General features: G+C 73.3%; 13 protein-coding genes. 1 reads left to right on the top strand and 12 read right to left on the bottom strand.

Going from position 1 to position 17,224, the window contains the following annotated elements; translation table 11 throughout:
• Positions 1-126: 126 nt before the first annotated feature.
• The 12 genes from ACH4FH_RS00720 to ACH4FH_RS00665 form a co-directional block, all read right to left on the bottom strand.
• Entirely contained in the window at positions 127-1,677 is a 1,551-nt protein-coding gene (locus ACH4FH_RS00720) for an NADH-quinone oxidoreductase subunit N (RefSeq protein ID WP_398553558.1), read from the bottom strand.
• Entirely contained in the window at positions 1,677-3,341 is a 1,665-nt protein-coding gene (locus tag ACH4FH_RS00715; RefSeq protein ID WP_398553557.1) for a NuoM family protein, read from the bottom strand. The genes ACH4FH_RS00720 and ACH4FH_RS00715 overlap by 1 nt, the downstream gene beginning before the upstream one ends.
• Before the next feature lie 99 nt (positions 3,342-3,440).
• A complete protein-coding gene (locus ACH4FH_RS00710) occupies positions 3,441-5,438 on the bottom strand; it encodes an NADH-quinone oxidoreductase subunit L (RefSeq protein WP_398553556.1) in 1,998 nt (665 codons plus the stop codon).
• Positions 5,435-5,806, bottom strand: coding sequence for an NADH-quinone oxidoreductase subunit NuoK (nuoK, locus tag ACH4FH_RS00705; protein ID WP_398553555.1), 372 nt, complete (start codon positions 5,804-5,806; stop codon positions 5,435-5,437). The genes ACH4FH_RS00710 and nuoK overlap by 4 nt, the downstream gene beginning before the upstream one ends.
• Positions 5,806-6,414, bottom strand: a complete 609-nt coding sequence (locus tag ACH4FH_RS00700) for an NADH-quinone oxidoreductase subunit J (RefSeq protein ID WP_398553554.1) — start codon at positions 6,412-6,414, stop codon at positions 5,806-5,808. The genes nuoK and ACH4FH_RS00700 overlap by 1 nt, the downstream gene beginning before the upstream one ends.
• Positions 6,411-6,935, bottom strand: coding sequence for a NuoI/complex I 23 kDa subunit family protein (locus ACH4FH_RS00695; RefSeq protein ID WP_398553960.1), 525 nt, complete (start codon positions 6,933-6,935; stop codon positions 6,411-6,413). The genes ACH4FH_RS00700 and ACH4FH_RS00695 overlap by 4 nt, the downstream gene beginning before the upstream one ends.
• Positions 6,936-7,045: 110 nt before the next feature.
• Positions 7,046-8,011, bottom strand: coding sequence for an NADH-quinone oxidoreductase subunit H (locus ACH4FH_RS00690; protein WP_398553553.1), 966 nt, complete (start codon positions 8,009-8,011; stop codon positions 7,046-7,048).
• The gene (locus tag ACH4FH_RS00685; RefSeq protein WP_398553552.1) at positions 8,008-9,612 is read right to left on the bottom strand and encodes an NADH-quinone oxidoreductase subunit C; all 1,605 of its coding nucleotides are present in this window, start codon (positions 9,610-9,612) and stop codon (positions 8,008-8,010) included. Before ACH4FH_RS00685 ends, ACH4FH_RS00690 begins: the two co-directional genes overlap by 4 nt.
• Positions 9,609-10,373 carry an NADH-quinone oxidoreductase subunit NuoB gene (gene nuoB, locus ACH4FH_RS00680; protein WP_398553551.1) on the bottom strand — a complete coding sequence of 255 codons (765 nt, stop codon included), beginning with the start codon at positions 10,371-10,373 and terminating at the stop codon, positions 9,609-9,611. The genes ACH4FH_RS00685 and nuoB overlap by 4 nt, the downstream gene beginning before the upstream one ends.
• The gene (locus tag ACH4FH_RS00675; protein WP_393892740.1) at positions 10,364-10,765 is read right to left on the bottom strand and encodes an NADH-quinone oxidoreductase subunit A; all 402 of its coding nucleotides are present in this window, start codon (positions 10,763-10,765) and stop codon (positions 10,364-10,366) included. The genes nuoB and ACH4FH_RS00675 overlap by 10 nt, the downstream gene beginning before the upstream one ends.
• 194 nt (positions 10,766-10,959) lie before the next feature.
• Complete coding sequence (locus ACH4FH_RS00670) at positions 10,960-12,618, bottom strand: hypothetical protein (RefSeq protein ID WP_398553550.1); 1,659 nt, start codon at positions 12,616-12,618, stop codon at positions 10,960-10,962.
• Positions 12,619-14,062: 1,444 nt separating this feature from the next.
• Positions 14,063-15,430: an EsaB/YukD family protein gene (locus ACH4FH_RS00665; RefSeq protein ID WP_398553549.1), complete on the bottom strand. Its 1,368-nt coding sequence runs from the start codon at positions 15,428-15,430 to the stop codon at positions 14,063-14,065.
• Between the two features lie 424 nt (positions 15,431-15,854).
• Between ACH4FH_RS00665 and ACH4FH_RS00660 the strand changes: the two genes are divergently transcribed.
• Positions 15,855-17,048 (top strand): sensor histidine kinase, encoded by a 1,194-nt coding sequence (locus tag ACH4FH_RS00660; protein WP_398553548.1) that lies wholly within the window; start codon positions 15,855-15,857, stop codon positions 17,046-17,048.
• Positions 17,049-17,224 lie beyond the last annotated feature (176 nt).

Here is a 17,224-nt window from a genome sequence, read left to right as displayed (position 1 = left end):
TGCGGGGGCGGGCCGGGGTACGGCCGAGGCCCCGCGTGACCCGCGGGCTGCGGGGTCGCGCGGGGGCGGGTGAGCTGCGTGGGCGCTTTCGGCTGGTTCGCTTCGGCTGCGGCCGGGCCGCTTCGGCTAGAGCAGGGACCCGGAGGCGAAGCGCAGGACGAGCTGCGGGGCGCCGGAGAGCGCGATGCCGAGGACCGTGGCGAGGGCGATGGCGGCGGTGAGAGCCGCCGGGATCCGGGGGCGGGCCGGCTGCGGGGCCGGTGCTCCGTCCGCCGCCTGCGCGGCCAGGTCCTTGGTGGTCGCGGGGCCCCGGAAGAGGACCGCGGTCCACTGGAGGTAGTAGTAGAGCGCGATCACGACGTTGACGGCCATGATCACCGCGAGCCAGCCCAGGCCCGCGTCGACGGCCACGGAGAAGACCGTGACCTTGGCGAACAGGCCGATGATGCCCGGCGGCAGTCCGGCGAGGCAGAGCAGGAAGAAGCCGAGGGCGAGGGCGGCCAGCGGGCGCCGGGCGTACAGGCCGCGGTAGTCGCTGATGCGGTTGGCCGGGCTTGTGCGCGCCACCAGGGCGGCGACGGCGAAGGCGCCGAGGTTCACCGCCGCGTACATCAGCGCGTAGGCGACCGTGGAGCCGATGGCCCGCGCCGGATCGTCGGCGTATCCGGCAGCCCCGATGGGGACCAGGAGGTAGCCGGCCTGACCGACCGAGGACCAGGCGAGCAGCCGGACGGCGCTGTGCGCCCGGTCCGGCTTCTGTCGGAGCGCCGCGACGTTGCCCACGGTCATGGTGAGCGCGGCGATGACGGCCAGGGCCGGGCCCCATACGTGCGCGTACGAGGGGAAGCCCTCGATCGCCACCAGGATCAGGCCGGAGAAGCCGACCGCCTTGCCGATGACCGAGAGGTACGCGGCGATCGGGAGGGGCGCGCCGACATAGGTGTCCGGCACCCAGAAGTGGAAAGGCGCGGCCGCGGTCTTGAAGGCGAAGCCGACCAGGGTGAGGGCCACGCCGGCGGTGGCGAGGGTGGCCAGCCGGGGGTCGGGGAGGTCGGTGAGGGTCTGCGCCACCCGGGCGAGGTGCATGCTGCCGGTGGCCGCGTACAGGAAGCTCACGCCGAGCAGCATCACCGCGGTGGCCGCCACCGAGGACAGGAAGAACTTCAGCGCGGCCTCGGAGGAGAGGCGGTCGCCGCGCCGCAGTCCGACCAGCGCGAAGGCGGGCAGGGAGGCGACCTCGAGGGCGATGACGAGGGTCGCGAGGTCCCTGGAGGCGGGCAGCAGGGCGGCGCCGGCCGCGGAGGAGAGCAGCAGGAACCAGTACTCGCCGGCGGGCAGGTCGTGGTCCTTGATGGTGTCGATCGACAGCAGGGCGGTGAGCAACGCGCCGGCCAGCACCAGGAATTGGATGACGAGGGCGAAGGGGTCGGCCACGTAACTGCACACGTCCGGGTCACCGGTGAGGCAGAAGGTGCGGCGGTCGTCGCCCAGGAGGGGCAGCAGGGAGAGCGCGGCGAGGGCGAGGCCCGCGGTCGCGATCCAGCCCAGCAGCGGCTTCCTGGCCACCGGGAGGAACAGGTCGGCGACGAGCACCACCAGGGCGACCGCCGCGGCGATGGTGGGCGGCGCGACGGCGAGCCAGTCGACGGACTGGACCAGGGAGGTCATCGAGCTCATCACTTACCGCCTCCGAGGAGCTGCTGGACGGCCGGGTCGGTGAGGCCGAGGAGGGCCGCGGGCCACAGTCCGGCGAGGACGGTGAGCGCGGCGAGGGGGGTCCAGGCCGCGTATTCGTAGCGTGCGATGTCGGGGATGAGGGGCGCGGCCGGGGCCGCGGCTTCCGGGGCGGCCGCTTCGGCGGAGGACCCTTCCCCCGAGGCGGTGTCGTCCGCTCCCCCCGATGCGGTGGCGGGTGCCACGTGGGGCAGCGAGCCGCCCATGCAGACGCGGCGGACGACGAGCAGCAGATACGCGGCGGTCAGCAGGGTGCCGAGGCCGGCCATCACCATGAACGTCAGGAAGGCGGGGCGGCTGAGGCCCTCGGCCGGCCGGAACGCGCCGAACATCGCGAGCATCTCGCCCCAGAAGCCGGCCAGGCCCGGGATGCCCAGGGAGGCGACGGCGCCGAAGGCGAGCAGGCCGCCGAAGCGTGGTGCCCTGCCGTACAGGGCCGCGCCCGTCTCACCGGCGAGATCGTCGAGGTCGGTGGTGCCGTAGCGGTCCTTGAGCGCGCCGACGAGGAAGAACAGCAGGCCGGTGATGAGGCCGTGCGCGATGTTGGCGAACAGCGCGCCGTTGACGCCGGTGGGGGTCAGGCTGGCGATGCCGAGCAGGACGAAGCCCATGTGGCCGACGGAGCTGTAGGCGATGAGGCGCTTGAGGTCGCCCTGGGCGCCCTTGCGCACCAGTGCGAGGCAGGCGAGCGATCCGTAGATGATGCCGATGGCGGCGAGTGCGGCGAGGTACGGCGCGAAGGTGTGCATGCCCTCGGGCGCGATCGGCAGCGCGATGCGCACGAAGCCGTACGTGCCCATCTTCAGCAGGACGCCGGCCAGCAGCACCGAACCGACGGTGGGTGCGGCGGTGTGGGCGTCCGGCAGCCAGCTGTGCAGCGGCCACATCGGTGCCTTGACCGCGAGTCCGATGCCGATGGCGAGCACCGCGAGCAGCTGGACAGTGTGGCTGATCTGGGATTTCGGGCCGTTGTCAGTGGCGAGTGCCACCATGTCGAACGTGCCGGAAGTCACGCCGATGAGGAGGAGGCCGAGCAGCATCACGACGGAGCCGAGCAGCGTGTAGAGGATGAACTTCCAAGCGGCCGCCTGCTTCTGCGCACCGCCCCAGCGGGCGATGAGGAAGTACATCGGGATGAGGACCATCTCGAAGGCGAGGAAGAACAGCATCAGGTCGAGGACGGCGAAGGTGGCGAGGGTGCCGGCCTCCAGGACGAGCAGCAGGGCCACAAATGCCTTGGGAGACGGGCCCTTCGGCATGTGGAAGTAGCTGTAGAGCGCGCAGAGGAAGGTCAGCAGCGCGGTCAGTACGACAAGGGGGAGCGAGATGCCGTCGATGCCGAGGTGGATGCGGATGTCCAGCGCCGGGATCCAGCTGATGTCGGTGGTGGCCTGCGTACGGGCCGGGTGGTCGTGGTCGAAGCCGACGGCCAGCGCGACGGACGCGGCCAGGATGACGCCGGTGACGGTCACGCCGTGGCGCAGTACGGCCTGGTCGGGGTTGCGTCCGCGCAGGCCGGGCGGGGGCGGCAGCAGAGCGCCGACGGCTCCCAGCAGGGGCAGCACGACGACGGCCGCGAGGAGGATCTGCAGAGCGGTGGGGTTCACGGGTCAGGCCCTCCTCAGGGTTGCGGCTCCGGCGAGCCCGGCCGCGGGGGGCGTCGGCCGGCGATGCGGGGCGCGTGCCCCGGGAGTGTGCGGCATCGGTCAGGCTCCCGTGCCCGTAGCGACGAGGACGGCGGCGACGGCCAGTACGAGCGAGCCCGCGAGCAGCGCGCCGAGGTAGGTCTGCACGTTGCCGGTCTGGGCGCGGCGGACGGCGGCGCCGAGCCAGCGGGGGGCGGCGCCCGCGCCGCGCACGTACGTGTCGACTACCTCACGGTCGAGGAAGCGGACGAGCGTGGCCGCGCCGCGTACGGGCCGGACGAACAGGGCGGAGTAGACGGCGTCGAGGTGGAAGCCGACGGCCGCGTGGCGGTGCAGGCGGCCGAGGAGCAGCCGGCCGGGGTCGGCCGGGTCCGGGGCGGCGGCGATGTCGCCGTAGGCCGGGGCGTGGGTGTCGATGGCCGTCTCCTCGGCGACCGCGGGGGTGACGTCCGGGGTGGCGACGACCGCGCCGAGGGGGAAGCGGGCGGCGAGCGCGGTGGTGTGCCGCCAGGCCCCGTAGGTGACCAGGCCGCCCACGAGCGCGATGCCGGTGCCCAGGACGGAGGTGGTGAGGGTCGGGGTGAGCGAGCGCCCGTCGAACCAGTCGGGCAGGAAGGGTGCGGCCAGGCCGAGCGCGGCGGTGGGGAGGAAGAGCACCCACAGCACGGCGTTCATGACGATCGGCTGCGGGCCGTGGTCGGGTGCCTCGGCGCCCTTGCCCCGGAAGGCGAGCAGCCACAGGCGGGTGGCGTAGGCCGCGGTGAGGAGGGCGGTGAGCAGGCCGGAGATCAGGACGGTCCAGCCGGCGGCGCCGGGGATGCCGTGCACGTCGCCGGTGGCGGCGTGTTCGGCGGCGCCCAGGACGGCTTCCTTGGAGAAGAAGCCGGCGAACGGCGGGATCGCGGCGAGCGCGAGCAGCGCGACCGTCATGGTCCAGAAGGCGTCCGGGACGCGCCGGGACAGGCCACTCATCCGGGACATGGCGGCGAGCGAGTTGGTGCCCGCGGCGTGGATGATCACGCCGGCGCCGAGGAAGAGCAGGGCCTTGAACGCGCCGTGCGCGATGAGGTGGAAGACAGCCGCGCCGCGGTCGCCGACGGCCAGCGCGCCGGTCATGTACCCGAGCTGGCCGACGGTCGAGTAGGCCAGGACGCGCTTGATGTCGTCCTGGGCCAGGGCCGCGAGACCCGATCCGACCATGGTGACCGCGGCCATGACGGCGAGCACGACCATCGCGGCGGCGGAGGCCGCGAAGACGGGGAGGAGACGGGCAACGACATAGACACCGGCGGCGACCATCGTCGCGGCGTGGATCAGCGCCGAGACGGGCGTCGGGCCGGCCATCGCGTCCGGGAGCCAGGTGTGCAGCGGGAACTGCGCCGACTTGCCCGCGACACCGGCCAGCAGCAGCAGCGCGATCAGCGTCGGGTGGTCCAGGCCGTCGCGGGCGACGGAGCCGAGGATTCCGGTGATGCGGAAGGTGCCGGTGTCGGCGGCCAGCGCGAAGATGCCGAAGAGGAAGGGGACATCGCCGAGCTTGGTGACGAGGAATGCCTTGAGGGAGGCGGCGCGGGCGGCCTCGGTCTCCCAGTAGTGGCCGACGAGGAAGTAGGAGCAGATGCCCATGACTTCCCAGCCGACCAGCAGCATCATCAGGTCGCCGGTGTAGACGACGAGCATCATCGCGGAGGTGAAGAGGGAGACCAGCGCGGCGTAGGAGGGGTAGCGCGGGTCGTCGCGCAGGTAGCCGGTGGAGTAGATCTGCACGCAGGTCGCCACGCAACCGACCAGGACGGCGAGCAGCGCGGCGAAGCCGTCGATGTGCAGGGCCAGGTCGATGGGGATCGAGCCGGTCGGGGTGAGCTGTGTGGCGACGTCGGTGGACGGGCCACCGCCCTGTTCGACGGCGACGGCGATGGCGAGTGCGGCCGCGGCGAGCGTCGGCAGGACGGCCAGCGGCCGGACGAAGCCGGGCGAGCGGCGCCCCAGCAAGAGGCCCGCGACGGCCCCGAGGAAGGGCAGGAGGGGAACGAGGACGGCGGTGGTCGTGAGCGTCACGCGGTGGCCTCCGCCTTGGTGTCCGGCTGCGGCTGCTGCGTGTCCCCGTCCGTCTCGCCCGCCTTCTCGGTGAGGTCGCGGAGCAGGTCGATGTCGGAGCTGCCGCGGTTGCGGTAGACGAGCAGCACGATCGCCAGACCGATGCCGATCTCGGCGGCGGCGATGGCGATGGTGAAGAGGGTGAGGGACTGGCCGGCGTGCAGGGTGTCGCGCAGCCAGACGTCGAAGGCGACGAGGTTGAGGTTGACGGCGTTGAGCATCAGCTCGACGGACATCAGCACCAGGATCGCGTTGCGTCGGGCGAGCACGCCGTACAGGCCGGTGCAGAACAGCAGGACGGCGAGGACCGCCGGGTAGGCGAGATGCATCAGCGCTGGTCCTCTCGCGTGGCGGGGGGCGCGCCGGCCCCGGGCGCGGTCGGCTTGCCGCCGGTGGACGCGTCGTTGTCCCTGCGGGACAGCACGATCGCGCCGACGAGCGCGGCGAGCAGCAGCACGGACAGCGCCTCGAAGGGCAGTACCCAGTGCTGGAAGAGGGAGCGGCCGGAGACCTCGGTGGAGCCCTGGGAGGGGCCGTCGAGGTTGATCCAGGTGGCGCGGAACGCGTCCACGACGACCCAGACCAGCGCGGCGGCCGAGGCGACGGCCACCGTGAGCGCGGCCCAGCGGTTGCCCGAATCGGCGTCCGGGGAGCGGCCGATGGGCGCCTTGGTGAGCATCAGTCCGAACAGCAGCAGGACGACGACGGAACCGACGTAGATCAGTACCTGCACCCAGGCGATGAACTCGGCCGTGAGCAGGAGGTATTCCACGGCGATCCCGCCGAGGGCGACCACCAGCCACAGGGCGGCGTGCACCAGCTGCCGGGTGGTGACGGTGACCACGGCCGCGCCGAGGGTCGCGATGCCGACGAGCAGAAAGGCGATCTCGACGCCGGTGGGCGACAGGAAGCCGTGGCTTGCGGCGGCGAGCGTCACGTTCCCTCCCCGGGAGTCTCCTGTGGTCCTTCTTCCCGGTCCGCCTCGGCCTGCTGCTGGGCGGCGAGCTTGTCGGCGGCCTTGCGGGCGGCGGCGATTTCCTTGGGTTCCTCGGCCGCCGGGTCGAGCGCGGGCGGTTCGGGGACCGTCCACATCCACTCGCGGAGCTTGTCGCGCTCGTGGGTCAGTTCATGGATGTCGGTCTCGGCGTATTCGAACTCCGGGGACCAGAACAGCGCGTCGAAGGGGCAGACCTCGATGCAGATGCCGCAGTACATGCACAGCGCGAAGTCGATCGCGAAGCGGTCGAGTACGTTGCGGCTGCGCTCGCGGCCTCCAGGGGCGGCGGGCGGCACCGTCTCCTTGTGGGAGTCGATGTAGATGCACCAGTCGGGGCACTCGCGGGCGCACAGCATGCAGACCGTGCAGTTCTCCTCGAACAGGCCGATGACGCCGCGGGTGCGCGGCGGGAGGTCGGGCTGGACGTCCGGGTACTGCTGGGTGACCGTCCGCTTCGTCATCGTCCGAAGGGTGACGGCCAGGCCCTTGGCGAGTCCGGATCCGGGGAAGCCGGACTTCTTCGCGGGCTTGTGGCCGGTCGTGCTGTGGGCCGGCTGCTTGTCCGAGGCCATCAGGAGATCACCACCTTGACGACGCCGGTGAGGGCGATCTGGGCGAGGGCGAGCGGGATGAGGACGGTCCAGGCGAGCTTTTGCAGCTGGTCCTCACGGAGGCGCGGGTAGGTGACCCGTAGCCAGATGACGCCGAAGGCGAGGATCGCGGTCTTCAGCAGCGTCCACAGCCAGCCGAGGCCGTCGGCGCCGGACGGGCCGTGCCAGCCGCCGAGGAAGAGCACGGTCGTCAGGGCGCAGAGGATGACGATCCCGGCGTACTCGGCGAGCAGGAAGAGGGCGAAGCGCAGGCCGGTGTACTCGGTGTAGGCACCGAAGATGATCTCGGAGTCGGCGACCGGCATGTCGAACGGCGGGCGCTGCAGTTCGGCGAGTCCCGCGGTGAAGAAGACGAGTCCGCCGACGATCTGCCACGGCACCCACCACCAGTGGAAGGCGTCGATGATGCCGGGCAGCGAGACGGTGCCTGCCGCCATCGCGACGGACGCGGCGGCGAGCAGCATCGGCAGCTCGTACGCGAGCAGCTGTGCGGCCGTGCGCAGACCACCGAGCAGCGAGAACTTGTTGGCCGACGCCCATCCCGCCATCAGCGAGCCGAGCACGCCGACGCCCATGACGGCGAGTACGAAGAAGATGCCGGCGTCGACGAACTGTCCCACGGCGTTGCCGGGGCCGATGGGGATGGCGACGAGGACCAGGAGGTACGGCAGCAGGGCGACCGCGGGCGCCAGTTGGAAGATCCGCCGGTCGGCGCCGGCCGGGACGATGTCTTCCTTCTGCGCGAACTTGACGCCGTCGGCGACGAGTTGGGCCCAGCCATGGAACCCGCCTGCGTACATCGGGCCGAGCCGGCCCTGCATGTGCGCCATGACCTTGTGCTCGGTCTGCCCGATGACGAGCGGGAACACCAGAAAGATCACGAAGACGGCGACGAGGCGCAGCGCGATGTCGAGAGCGTCGCTCACGGGGCGTTGCCTCCTGCCGGGTCTTCGGGGGTGGTCGGGGGGCGCGGGGAACCGGGGTCGGGCCGGGAGCCGGGGCCGGGGGCCGTCGGCGGCTCCTGCTCCGACTCGGTGGCCTGCTCCGGTTCGGACGTGGGCTCGCCGGCCTGGTCCTGGGGAGCGGCCGAGGGTTTGTCCTGCTGCGGAGCCGGGTCGCGCTCCGGTTCCGGCTGGGGCAGCGCCTCGGGCTCGGACGGCTGGTGCGGCGACGGCTGCGGGCTCTGCTCCGGCTCCCGGTTCTCCTCCGGCTTCGAGTCGTCGAAGGCGGGGCGCGCGTGGTGCCACGGCGCGTCGGAGGCGCGGGGGGCGGCGGCCGAGGCGGCGTCGCTCGGCTCGCTCTTGCTCTGAGCGTCCGTGGTCGGCTCGGCCGTGGACGGAGCGTCCGTGGTCGGCTCAGGCTTGGTGGGCGCGTCCTCGGAAGTGCCACCGTTGGTCGTCGCCGTCGGGGTCGCGTCCGTAGCCGGGGCTTCCGTGGCCGCGGCTTCCTTGACGGGGGCTTCCTTCGCCGGCGCCGCCTCGCGTGCCGAGACCTCGGCCGCGGCAGCCTCGGCCGCCCCGGCATCGGCCGCGTCCGCCTGCTGACGGCCGGCGGATCCCTCGCTCGTACGGCGCGCGGGGCGCTCGGCCGCCGGCGAGGGCTCTGCCGCAGCGGCCTTCGCCGCCCCGGAAGCCGTCGCCTCGGTGGCCGTCGGTTCAGCAGCCGTGGTGTCGGCGGCCGCCGCGCGCTGGCCGGCCGAGCCGGCGCTCGCGGTCCGAGTGCGCCGGGCCGGACGCTCGCCCGCGGCGGCACCCGCCGCACGCGCACCACGAGCCGGCCGCGCGGGCGCGGGCGGCAGCTGGCCCTTCAGCGGGCCCCACTCGTTCGGGTCGGGGACGCCCGGCGGCAGCATCTGCCGGCGCTTGGGGCCGCCGTGCTCGGACTCGCCCGGCTCCTTCGCGCCCGGCCATGCCTTCACCACACGGGCGGCCAGCACGAAGTCCTTGCGCAGCGGGTGCCCTTCGAAGTTCTCCGGGAGCAGCAGGGGCACGAGGTGCGGGTGGCCGGTGAAGTCGACACCGAACATCTCGTGGGTCTCGCGCTCGTGCCAGCCCGCACCGGCGAACACGTTCACAGCGGTGGGCAGCGCGGCGGCGTCGTGCGGCACGGTCGTGCGGACGATCAGCCGGCGGACGGCACCGGGGTGCGCCACATCGGCCAGGTGTACGCAGATCCGGAAGCCCGTGGCGGGCTCGTCGACCGCGCTCAGCCAGTCGAAGTAGGTGCAGCCGAGGTCGTCGCGGGCGGCGGTGAGTGCCGTCAGCCAGCCGTCGACCGGTACGTCGACCGTCAGCAGGTCGTACGCCAGCTCGGCCGAAGCACCGGCACCGAAGATCTCGCTCGCGGGCCGCGGCAGCCAGCCGACGACGGGCTCGACGACGGGCTCGGGCTCGGCGGCGGCTGCGTCCGCCGCAGCCTCCTCGCCCGGCGTGACCTGCTCGGTCCGGTCGGGCTGCTCGGCCTGGCCGGGCTGCTCGGGCCCGTTGGGCTGCTCGGAGCGAACCGGCTGCTCGGGCTGCTCGCTCATCGGGGCTCCTCCCCCGCCGTCTTCTTGCCACTCGGCGCCTCACCGGTCACGGCGTCACCCTGCGTGTCAGTGGTCGCACCGTCAGAGGTCGCGGCGTCGCCGGTGGCCGGCGTTTCCGTGGCCTTCGGCGGGGCCGGCGGCGTCACCAGGCCACTGCTCAGCGCGGCCGCCGAGGGCCGTCCGCCGGCGGCGGGTGCGCTGCCGCTCGGGGCGTACCGCTCCCCCAGCGACTCGCGTGCGATCTTCTCCTGGAGCTTGAGGATGCCCTGCAGCAGCGCCTCCGGGCGCGGCGGGCAGCCCGGTACGTACACATCGACCGGAATGATCTGGTCGACGCCCTTGGTGACGGAGTACGAGTCCCAGTAGGGGCCGCCGCAGTTGGAGCACGCCCCGAAGGAGATGACGTACTTCGGCTCCGGCATCTGCTCGTAGAGGCGCTTGACCGCGGGCGCCATCTTGTCGGTGACGGTGCCGGAGACGACCATCAGGTCGGCCTGGCGCGGGCCGGGCGCGAACGGGATCACGCCGAGCCGGATGAAGTCGTGCCGGGCCATGGAGGCGGCGATGAACTCGATGGCGCAGCAGGCGAGGCCGAAGTTGAAGACCCACAGGCTGTAGCGGCGGCCCCAGTTGAGGACCACCTTCATCGGTTCCGGCGCCAGGCGGGCCAGTGTGCCCAGGCGTCGCGGCTCCGGCACGAACTGCGGGGCGGAGCTCTCGGGCACGGCTGCGGAGCCGTCGGAGGCGGGGGTCACGTCCATTCCAGGACGCCCTTCTTCCATGCGTAGAGCAGGCCGACGGTCAGGAAGCCCAGGAAGATGAACATCTCCACGAGCGTCACGCCGCCGAATCCGGGGGCCGCGAAGACCGTCGCCCAAGGGAAAAGGAAGATCGAGTCGACGGCGAAGATGACGTACAGAAAAGCGTAGACGTAATAGCGGACCTGGGTGTGTGCCCAGCCCTCGCCCACCGGGTCCACGCCGCACTCATACGTGAGCAGCTTCTCGGGTGTCGGCACGACGGGCCGCAGCAGCCGCCCGGCCCCGAAAGCCACGGCGACGAAAAGCACGCCGATCACGGCGATGATCCCCACGACCGAATAGCCCTGGAAATAGTCCGCGGCGATGGTGGTGCGTACGGTCGCGTCCGGCACGTCCGCCCCTCGCTCCCTGCTGCGCTTGTTCAACGACTTCGACGATCTGTACGGACGGGAGTCTAGGCCCTGCCCCGTGTGCCCCGAGCAGCCGCGTCAGGCCGACGGTGGGCTTGTCCCTACTTCGCCCTACCTGGGGGCCTGCGCCCGGCGGCGGCGGAGAAGCCCCGCGCGGCGCGCGGGGCCACCGCGGCTCAGTGCATCGGGCCGCCGTCGAACGGACTGCGCAGGTCGGGGCCTGCGGCGTCGCCGGGCGGAGGGTTCTCGCCCGCACTGCCCGTCCCGTTCGTGGCCGGGCGTTGCGCGGATCCCGACGACGGGAGGGGCTCGGCCGGTGACGGCTGCCCCGGGACGGGGACGACCGGCAGCGGCTGGGTCTGCGCGAGCGGCTGGGACTGTGCTGCCGACGGGTGCTGCGCGCCCTGATTTTGCCCGGTTTGCGGAGCTGGGGGCTGGTGGGGCTGCGCGTTTTGCGGCATCGGCTGCCCGTACGGCTGCTGATAGGGGGATTGCTGGTGCTGTTGGGGCTGGTGCTGTTGGGGCTGGTGCTGTTGGGGCTGGTGCTGTTGGGGCTGGTGCTGTTGGGGCTGGTGCTGTTGGGGCTGGTGTTGCCCCTGAGGCTGGGGGTACGGCTGCTCGTACGGCTGGTGGGGTTGGTGGGGCTCGTACGGCTGGCGAGCTTGGTACGACTGTTGAGACTGGTACGGCTGGTGAGACTGGTAGGGCTGCTGTGGCGCCGGCCCGTGCTGTGGCCCGCTCTGCGGCGGGGGAACGGGTGACTGCCCCGGGGCGTGGGCCGCCTGCGGCGGGGAGGGGTATCCCATGGCAACTCCGCCGGGGCTCGCCGCGCCCGGTGCCGAGGACACCGCCGACTGCGGCTGCGCGGCGGGCTGCGGCACCGCGCCCGGCAGCTCCGCCGACTGCTGCTGCCGCCTGCCCCGCTCCCGCGAGACCGCGCGGTCCATCGTCTCGGCAGCGATCCTCGCCGCGGCCTCACGCGTGCGCTCACCCAGCAGCTCGGTGCGGATGGCGCCGCCCGCCGCCAGGTGGCGGTCGTAGGGCAGGGGGAGGACCGCCGCGCCACCGGCCCCGAGGTGCTCGGCGGCCTTGCGTACGTCGACGCCGGCGTCCGGGGACGAGTGGGTGAGTACGACCACCGTGGTCGGCAGCAACCCGGGGTGCAGGCTGCCGATCCAGTCCACGACGGAGCGCGTGGCCGCCACGCCCTCCGGGGTCGCCGGAGTGACCAGTACGCGTGCCTGCGTCGTCACCAGTGCGGTGCGTGCGACCTCCGCGGGCAGCGTCTCGCAGTCCACGACCATGGTGGAGAAGTGACGGCGCAGCGACGTCATCACGACCCGGTACGCGTCGAGGTCCAGTCGGGTCCCGATGGCGCCCTGGCTGCCGGGCAACAGCCAGCCGCCTCCCGCGAACGGCAGGAGGTAGCCGGTCAGATCCGTGATCAGCATCGAAGGATCGACGATCTGCGCGAGATCACTGCCCGACCACCGCACCTCGCGGGCCCCCAGCCGGTGCGGCAGGGTGCCCAGCGCCGGGTCGGCCTCGACGGCGAGCACCGGGTCGGAGCGGTAGTGCGCATAGGTGAGCGCCAGCAGGGCGGCGACGGTGGACTTGCCCGCGCCGCCGCGGATGCTGGAGACCGCGATCTGCCGGCCGGTGGTCACGGGCTGCTGGATGGCGTGCGCGGCCCGGGTGACGGCGGCGGTCTCGGCCGCCGGGGAGGAGGCGAACACCCGGCGCAGCGCCCGCCCGGCCCGCCGCCCCAGCGGGTCGCCGCGGCGCGGCTTGGGCTGCCCGTCGGCCAGCTCGGGCGGCAGGAGCGGTACGGACACGGGCGTCCGCGCCGGCAACCCGGACCGGCCGTAGCGCCCGGGCGCGGGCGCCGAGGGCGACGAAGGGCTCGCCTGCTGGGCCGGGGGCGCCGAGGCGCTCGTGTGCTGTGCGGGGAACGGCGGCAAGGGCGGCACCTCTGCCGCCGGTGCCGACGGGGAGTGGAACGGGGCCTCGGCGGCGGACGAGGAGGGGGCTGACGAGGAGGGCTGAGGCGCGGGCGCCGGGGCGGGGGACTCGTCGGCCGGTGCCGGGGTTGATGCCTCCGGTGCCGGGGTGGAGGCCGGTGCCGGAGGTGAGGCCGGTGCCTGGAGCGAGGCCTGTGCCGCTGCCGGTGCCTGTGCCGGTGCCGAGCCAGCGGCCTCGGTCGCGGTCATCGCCTTCATCGTCACCGTCGGTGCCGAGCCTGAGGTCTCGGTCGCAGGCGGGGTCACAGACGGAACCTCAGGCGAAGTCGCAGGCTCAGAAGGTGTCTCTACCTGCGACGACGGCTCCGCATCCGGCGGCATGGCTGCTGCGGCAGGACCGGAGGGCGTCGGCAACCCACCCGTCGGGCGGGACGCGGCGGCAGGGGCAGCGGGTGAGGGCGACGGGGCAGCGGGCGAGGGCAGCGGGGCGGCGGGCCGCGGAGCGACGGGCGCCTCGGCCCCGGAAGTCGGCGCGGACACCGCGAACTCCTCGGCGGTCGCGGGCCCCGGGGGCTCCTCGACCGGCGCGGGCAGCGGCGCTTCGTCCGTCGGTGCGGGCAGCCGTCCGGCGGGTGCGTCGGCCGTGGGCGTCGGCCGGGCCGGGGGAAGCGGTCCGGTACCGCGTTCGGTCCCGGTCGCGCCCTCGTTCATGCCGTCCACCGCAGCCACCTCGTTCGCCATGCCGCTCCACTCGCTCTTCTCACGTGCCTCAGGAGCCACGTTCATCACATCCACCGCACTCACACCCCCCTCCCGGTCATCCAACATGCCGTCACGCCGGGCATCTTGGCGCCCCGACACCGGGCTCTCCCACTCCCGATCCTGCTCCTGCCCCTGCCCCTGCCCCTGCCCCTGCCCCCGATCCTGCTCGAACCCTTCAGTCCGCTCCGGCCCTTCCGCAGGCTCGGGAAGGTCAGACGTCCCGGAACGTTCCGGCGCCGCCGACGGTTTGAAAAGGCTCACCGGCCGAGGCGGGAGCGGCGCCCGGAGGGAGGTCTCGGTCGGCTCCGGGAGCCCCGGCGGCCGCTCGCGAACCGGCGGCTCGGGCGAACCCGACCGACCGGACGGCTCGGGCGACTCCGACCGACCGGACGGCTCAGACAGCCCGGACGACGGCTCCACAGGCCCACCCGCATCCGAACCCACGCCCACACCCGCTCCCAAACCCGCACCCGGACCCGCGTCCGCGTCCGACCCGGCCCCCACACCGACGCCCGCGTCCTCACCCACCGACATGATCCCTCCACCGCCCTCTGGGTCAGAACGCGCCGAACAGCAGGCCGTAGACCCCGAAAGCCCCGAGGGACACCGGGATCAGCGCCACCACGCCGGTCGATTCGAGCAGGTCCAGCCACCGGCGCAGCCGCGCCCGCATGGCTTCCGGCACACGCACCGTCAGCACCACGACCGCGAGTGCCGCCAGCGCGCACAGCGCGGCCAGGGCGCCCGCCGGCGCGTCGCCGTCCGTCGCACACAGCAGAACGAGCCGTACGCACACGGCCGTTCCGGCTCCCAGCAGCGCGACGACCTCCACCGCGAGCGGATAGGCGCGGGCACGCGAGAACAGCACCCCGGCAAGCAGCAGCGCGACCAGTACGGTCCAGACGCCCGGCTCCCCCAGGGCCAGCACCCCCGCGGCGCCCGCCGACACGGCCATCGCCACCGTGGCCAGGGCGAGTCCGCGATGTGTGGCGCCCAGTGCGGCCGCCGCCTGGTGCCTGCTGACCGGCGTGCCACCGGAACGCAGGTCGTCCAGCCGGGTCAGTCCGGCCCCGATGAGGGCGAGCCGCGGGAGGCTGCCGAGGACGACGACGGAGACGAAGCCGAGCGCCACGCCCGCCTGCGCCGGGCCGGTCAGCGCGAGGCCCAGCTCCCAGGCGCCCACCGCGAGCGCGACCGACGCGGCGCCGATCAGCCCGCCGCGTCCCAGCGGGGTGCAGAGGCCGAGGAGGGCGAGCACAGCCGCGACGGTCAGTCCGACGGTGGCCAGTCGGGCGCTGCCGCCGGGAACCGCGTGCCAGGAGGCGACCACACCGAGCGTGCCGCCCTGCAACAACAGCGCGACGCCCGGCGCACGGTGCCCCGGTCGGCCGGTCACCGCACTGATCGCCGCTCCGGCGCCCGCCAGGACCACCGCCGCGACGCCGAGCCAGAGGGCGGCGGCGCGGCCCGGGTACCAGGCGGCCGCGCTGACGCCGGCGGTCGCCGCGAGCAGCACGCCCGCCGTCACCACAGTCCAGGCCCTGCTCCGCGCGCCCCATCCCCAGCCGCGGACGTCCAGGGGGTCGGCCGCGTCGTCGGCGGGGTCGTGGTCGTGTCCGGCCGGGGCCAACACGCCGTCCTGCTCCCGTACGAGCCGCAGCACGGCTCCGTCGGCCACCCTCGCGGAGGCCAGCGAATCGTGCGGGGCGAGCACCGCGCCGTCGGACGTGATCAGCCGTTGCGCGGCGGGGTCGCCGCTCGCCCGGTCACCGAGCAGCCGGAGAATGTCGGGCAGCAGTGCCCCGAGGGATTCGTGCGCGGGGACGACGAGCTCGATCCGGCGCCGGTCCCCGACCAGCGTCACCCGGCTGAGGCCGGCCCGCTGTCCCGCCCCGGCGCTCACGCCCGTACTCACACTCACCATGTCGACGCGGTCCCTGTGTTCTTGTCCGCGGGACCCGCTCCGGGCCGATGGAATGCGCACGTCCGCCGGCCGGCGGAGGAGGCTTCGCCCCAGCACCGGTGGGTCCGCTGTTCCTTGGCCCGCAGCGCGTATCGCGGCCTGCGGCGCCGCACGGAGTCCGGCGGCAGCAACTCGCTGTCGTCACCCCGCGCCATCGGCCCTCGCCTCTCCCGTTCCTCCGCAACACCATACGGTCCCGTCGCCGCGCCGCACCCACCACGGCGGTAACGAGATAGCCACCGGCCTGCACCAATGCCCCTTTTCCCGGCGTCGCGGACCCCACCTCCTGGCGCAGCGGCCGCGGGGTGTGGGTAGGGGAAACCCCACCGCCGCCAACCCGGATACCCCATGGCACGGGCAGCCGCGGCCGGGCAATCTGAGGCCCATGACCGACAGTTCCCGGACCACAGTCGCTGACGACGCCGTTGACGGCACCTCACCCCCGCCGCCCCGAGCGCCTCTCGGCTCCTGGACGTGGCGGGAGATCGCGCATCTGCTGTCCAACTTCCCGTTGGGCGTACTCGCGTTCGTGGTGCTGGTGGTGTGGCTCGTGCTGGGGCTCGCCCTGTCCGTCACCGTCATCGGGCTGCCGCTGCTCGCCTCGGGCCTGAAGGTGTGCCGGCAGTACGGGAAGCTGGAGCGCGGCCGGGCGCGGCGGCTGCTCGGGGTGCGGGTGGACGAACCGAGCCCGCTGCGGCCACGGGACAGGGGATTCTTCCCCTGGCTGTGGGCGTCCCTGCAGGATTCCGTGGCGTGGCGGCACGCACTGTTCGCCTTCGTCCGGCTGCCATGGGCCATCTTCACGTTCGTGGTCACCTTCGTCCTGCTCTTTGTGGGCTGGCCGACCCTGCCCTGGGTCACGCGGGGACTGGCGAACGTCGACCGCGCGATGGCGCGCGGCCTGCTCTCGCCCTCCGACGGACTGGAGCGGCGGATCGCCGAACTGGAGTCGGACCGGATGACGGTCACCGACACCGCGGCGGCCGACCTGCGGCGCATCGAACGCGATCTGCACGACGGCGCGCAGGCCCGGCTGGTGGCGCTCGCCATGGGCCTCGGCCTGGCCAAGGAGAAGCTGCTGGAGGACCCGGACGCGGCGGCAGCCATGGTGGACGAGGCGCACGGCGAGGTGAAGCTGGCGCTTCAGGAGCTGCGGGATCTGGCCCGGGGCATCCATCCGGTGATCCTCACGGACCGCGGGCTGGGGCCCGCCCTGACGTCCCTGGCCGGACGCTGCACGGTGCCGGTCATGACGTCGGTGAGCCTGGACGAGCGGCCGGCCCCCGCCATCGAGGGGATCGCGTACTTCACCGTCTCGGAGCTTCTGCAGAACGTTTCGAAGCACAGCGGGGCGCGTGGGGCATCGGTGGAGGTCCGGCGGGTCAAGGACCGGCTGTTGGTACGGGTGGCGGACGACGGTCGCGGCGGGGCGCGGCTGGACGGCGGCACCGGGCTGGCCGGCCTGGCGGAGCGGCTGGGCTCGGTGGACGGTCAGGTCCTGGTGGATTCGCCGCTCGGCGGACCTACCCGGGTGACGGCGGAACTGCCGTGGCGGGCCCGGGTGACGACGAAGGGCTGAGGGCCGGAGGGCCTGAGGCGCCGGCGAGCTGACGCATCGCGGCGACAACCGGCCGAACAGGCCGCTTGCTTGAGGACACGTCACTACCGACCAGACGCTCCCCGGCCCACATCCGTCCCGAACGGCACCCCGCCCCCAGGGGTAGGGAAAACCCCCGGAGAAGAGGGCGAAGGTCC

Source organism: Streptomyces sp. NPDC017993, from assembly GCF_044328065.1.
GTDB lineage: Bacteria > Actinomycetota > Actinomycetes > Streptomycetales > Streptomycetaceae > Streptomyces.
The sequence above is the reverse complement of the archived record's forward strand: the minus strand, read 5'-3'. Positions and strand labels throughout refer to the sequence as shown.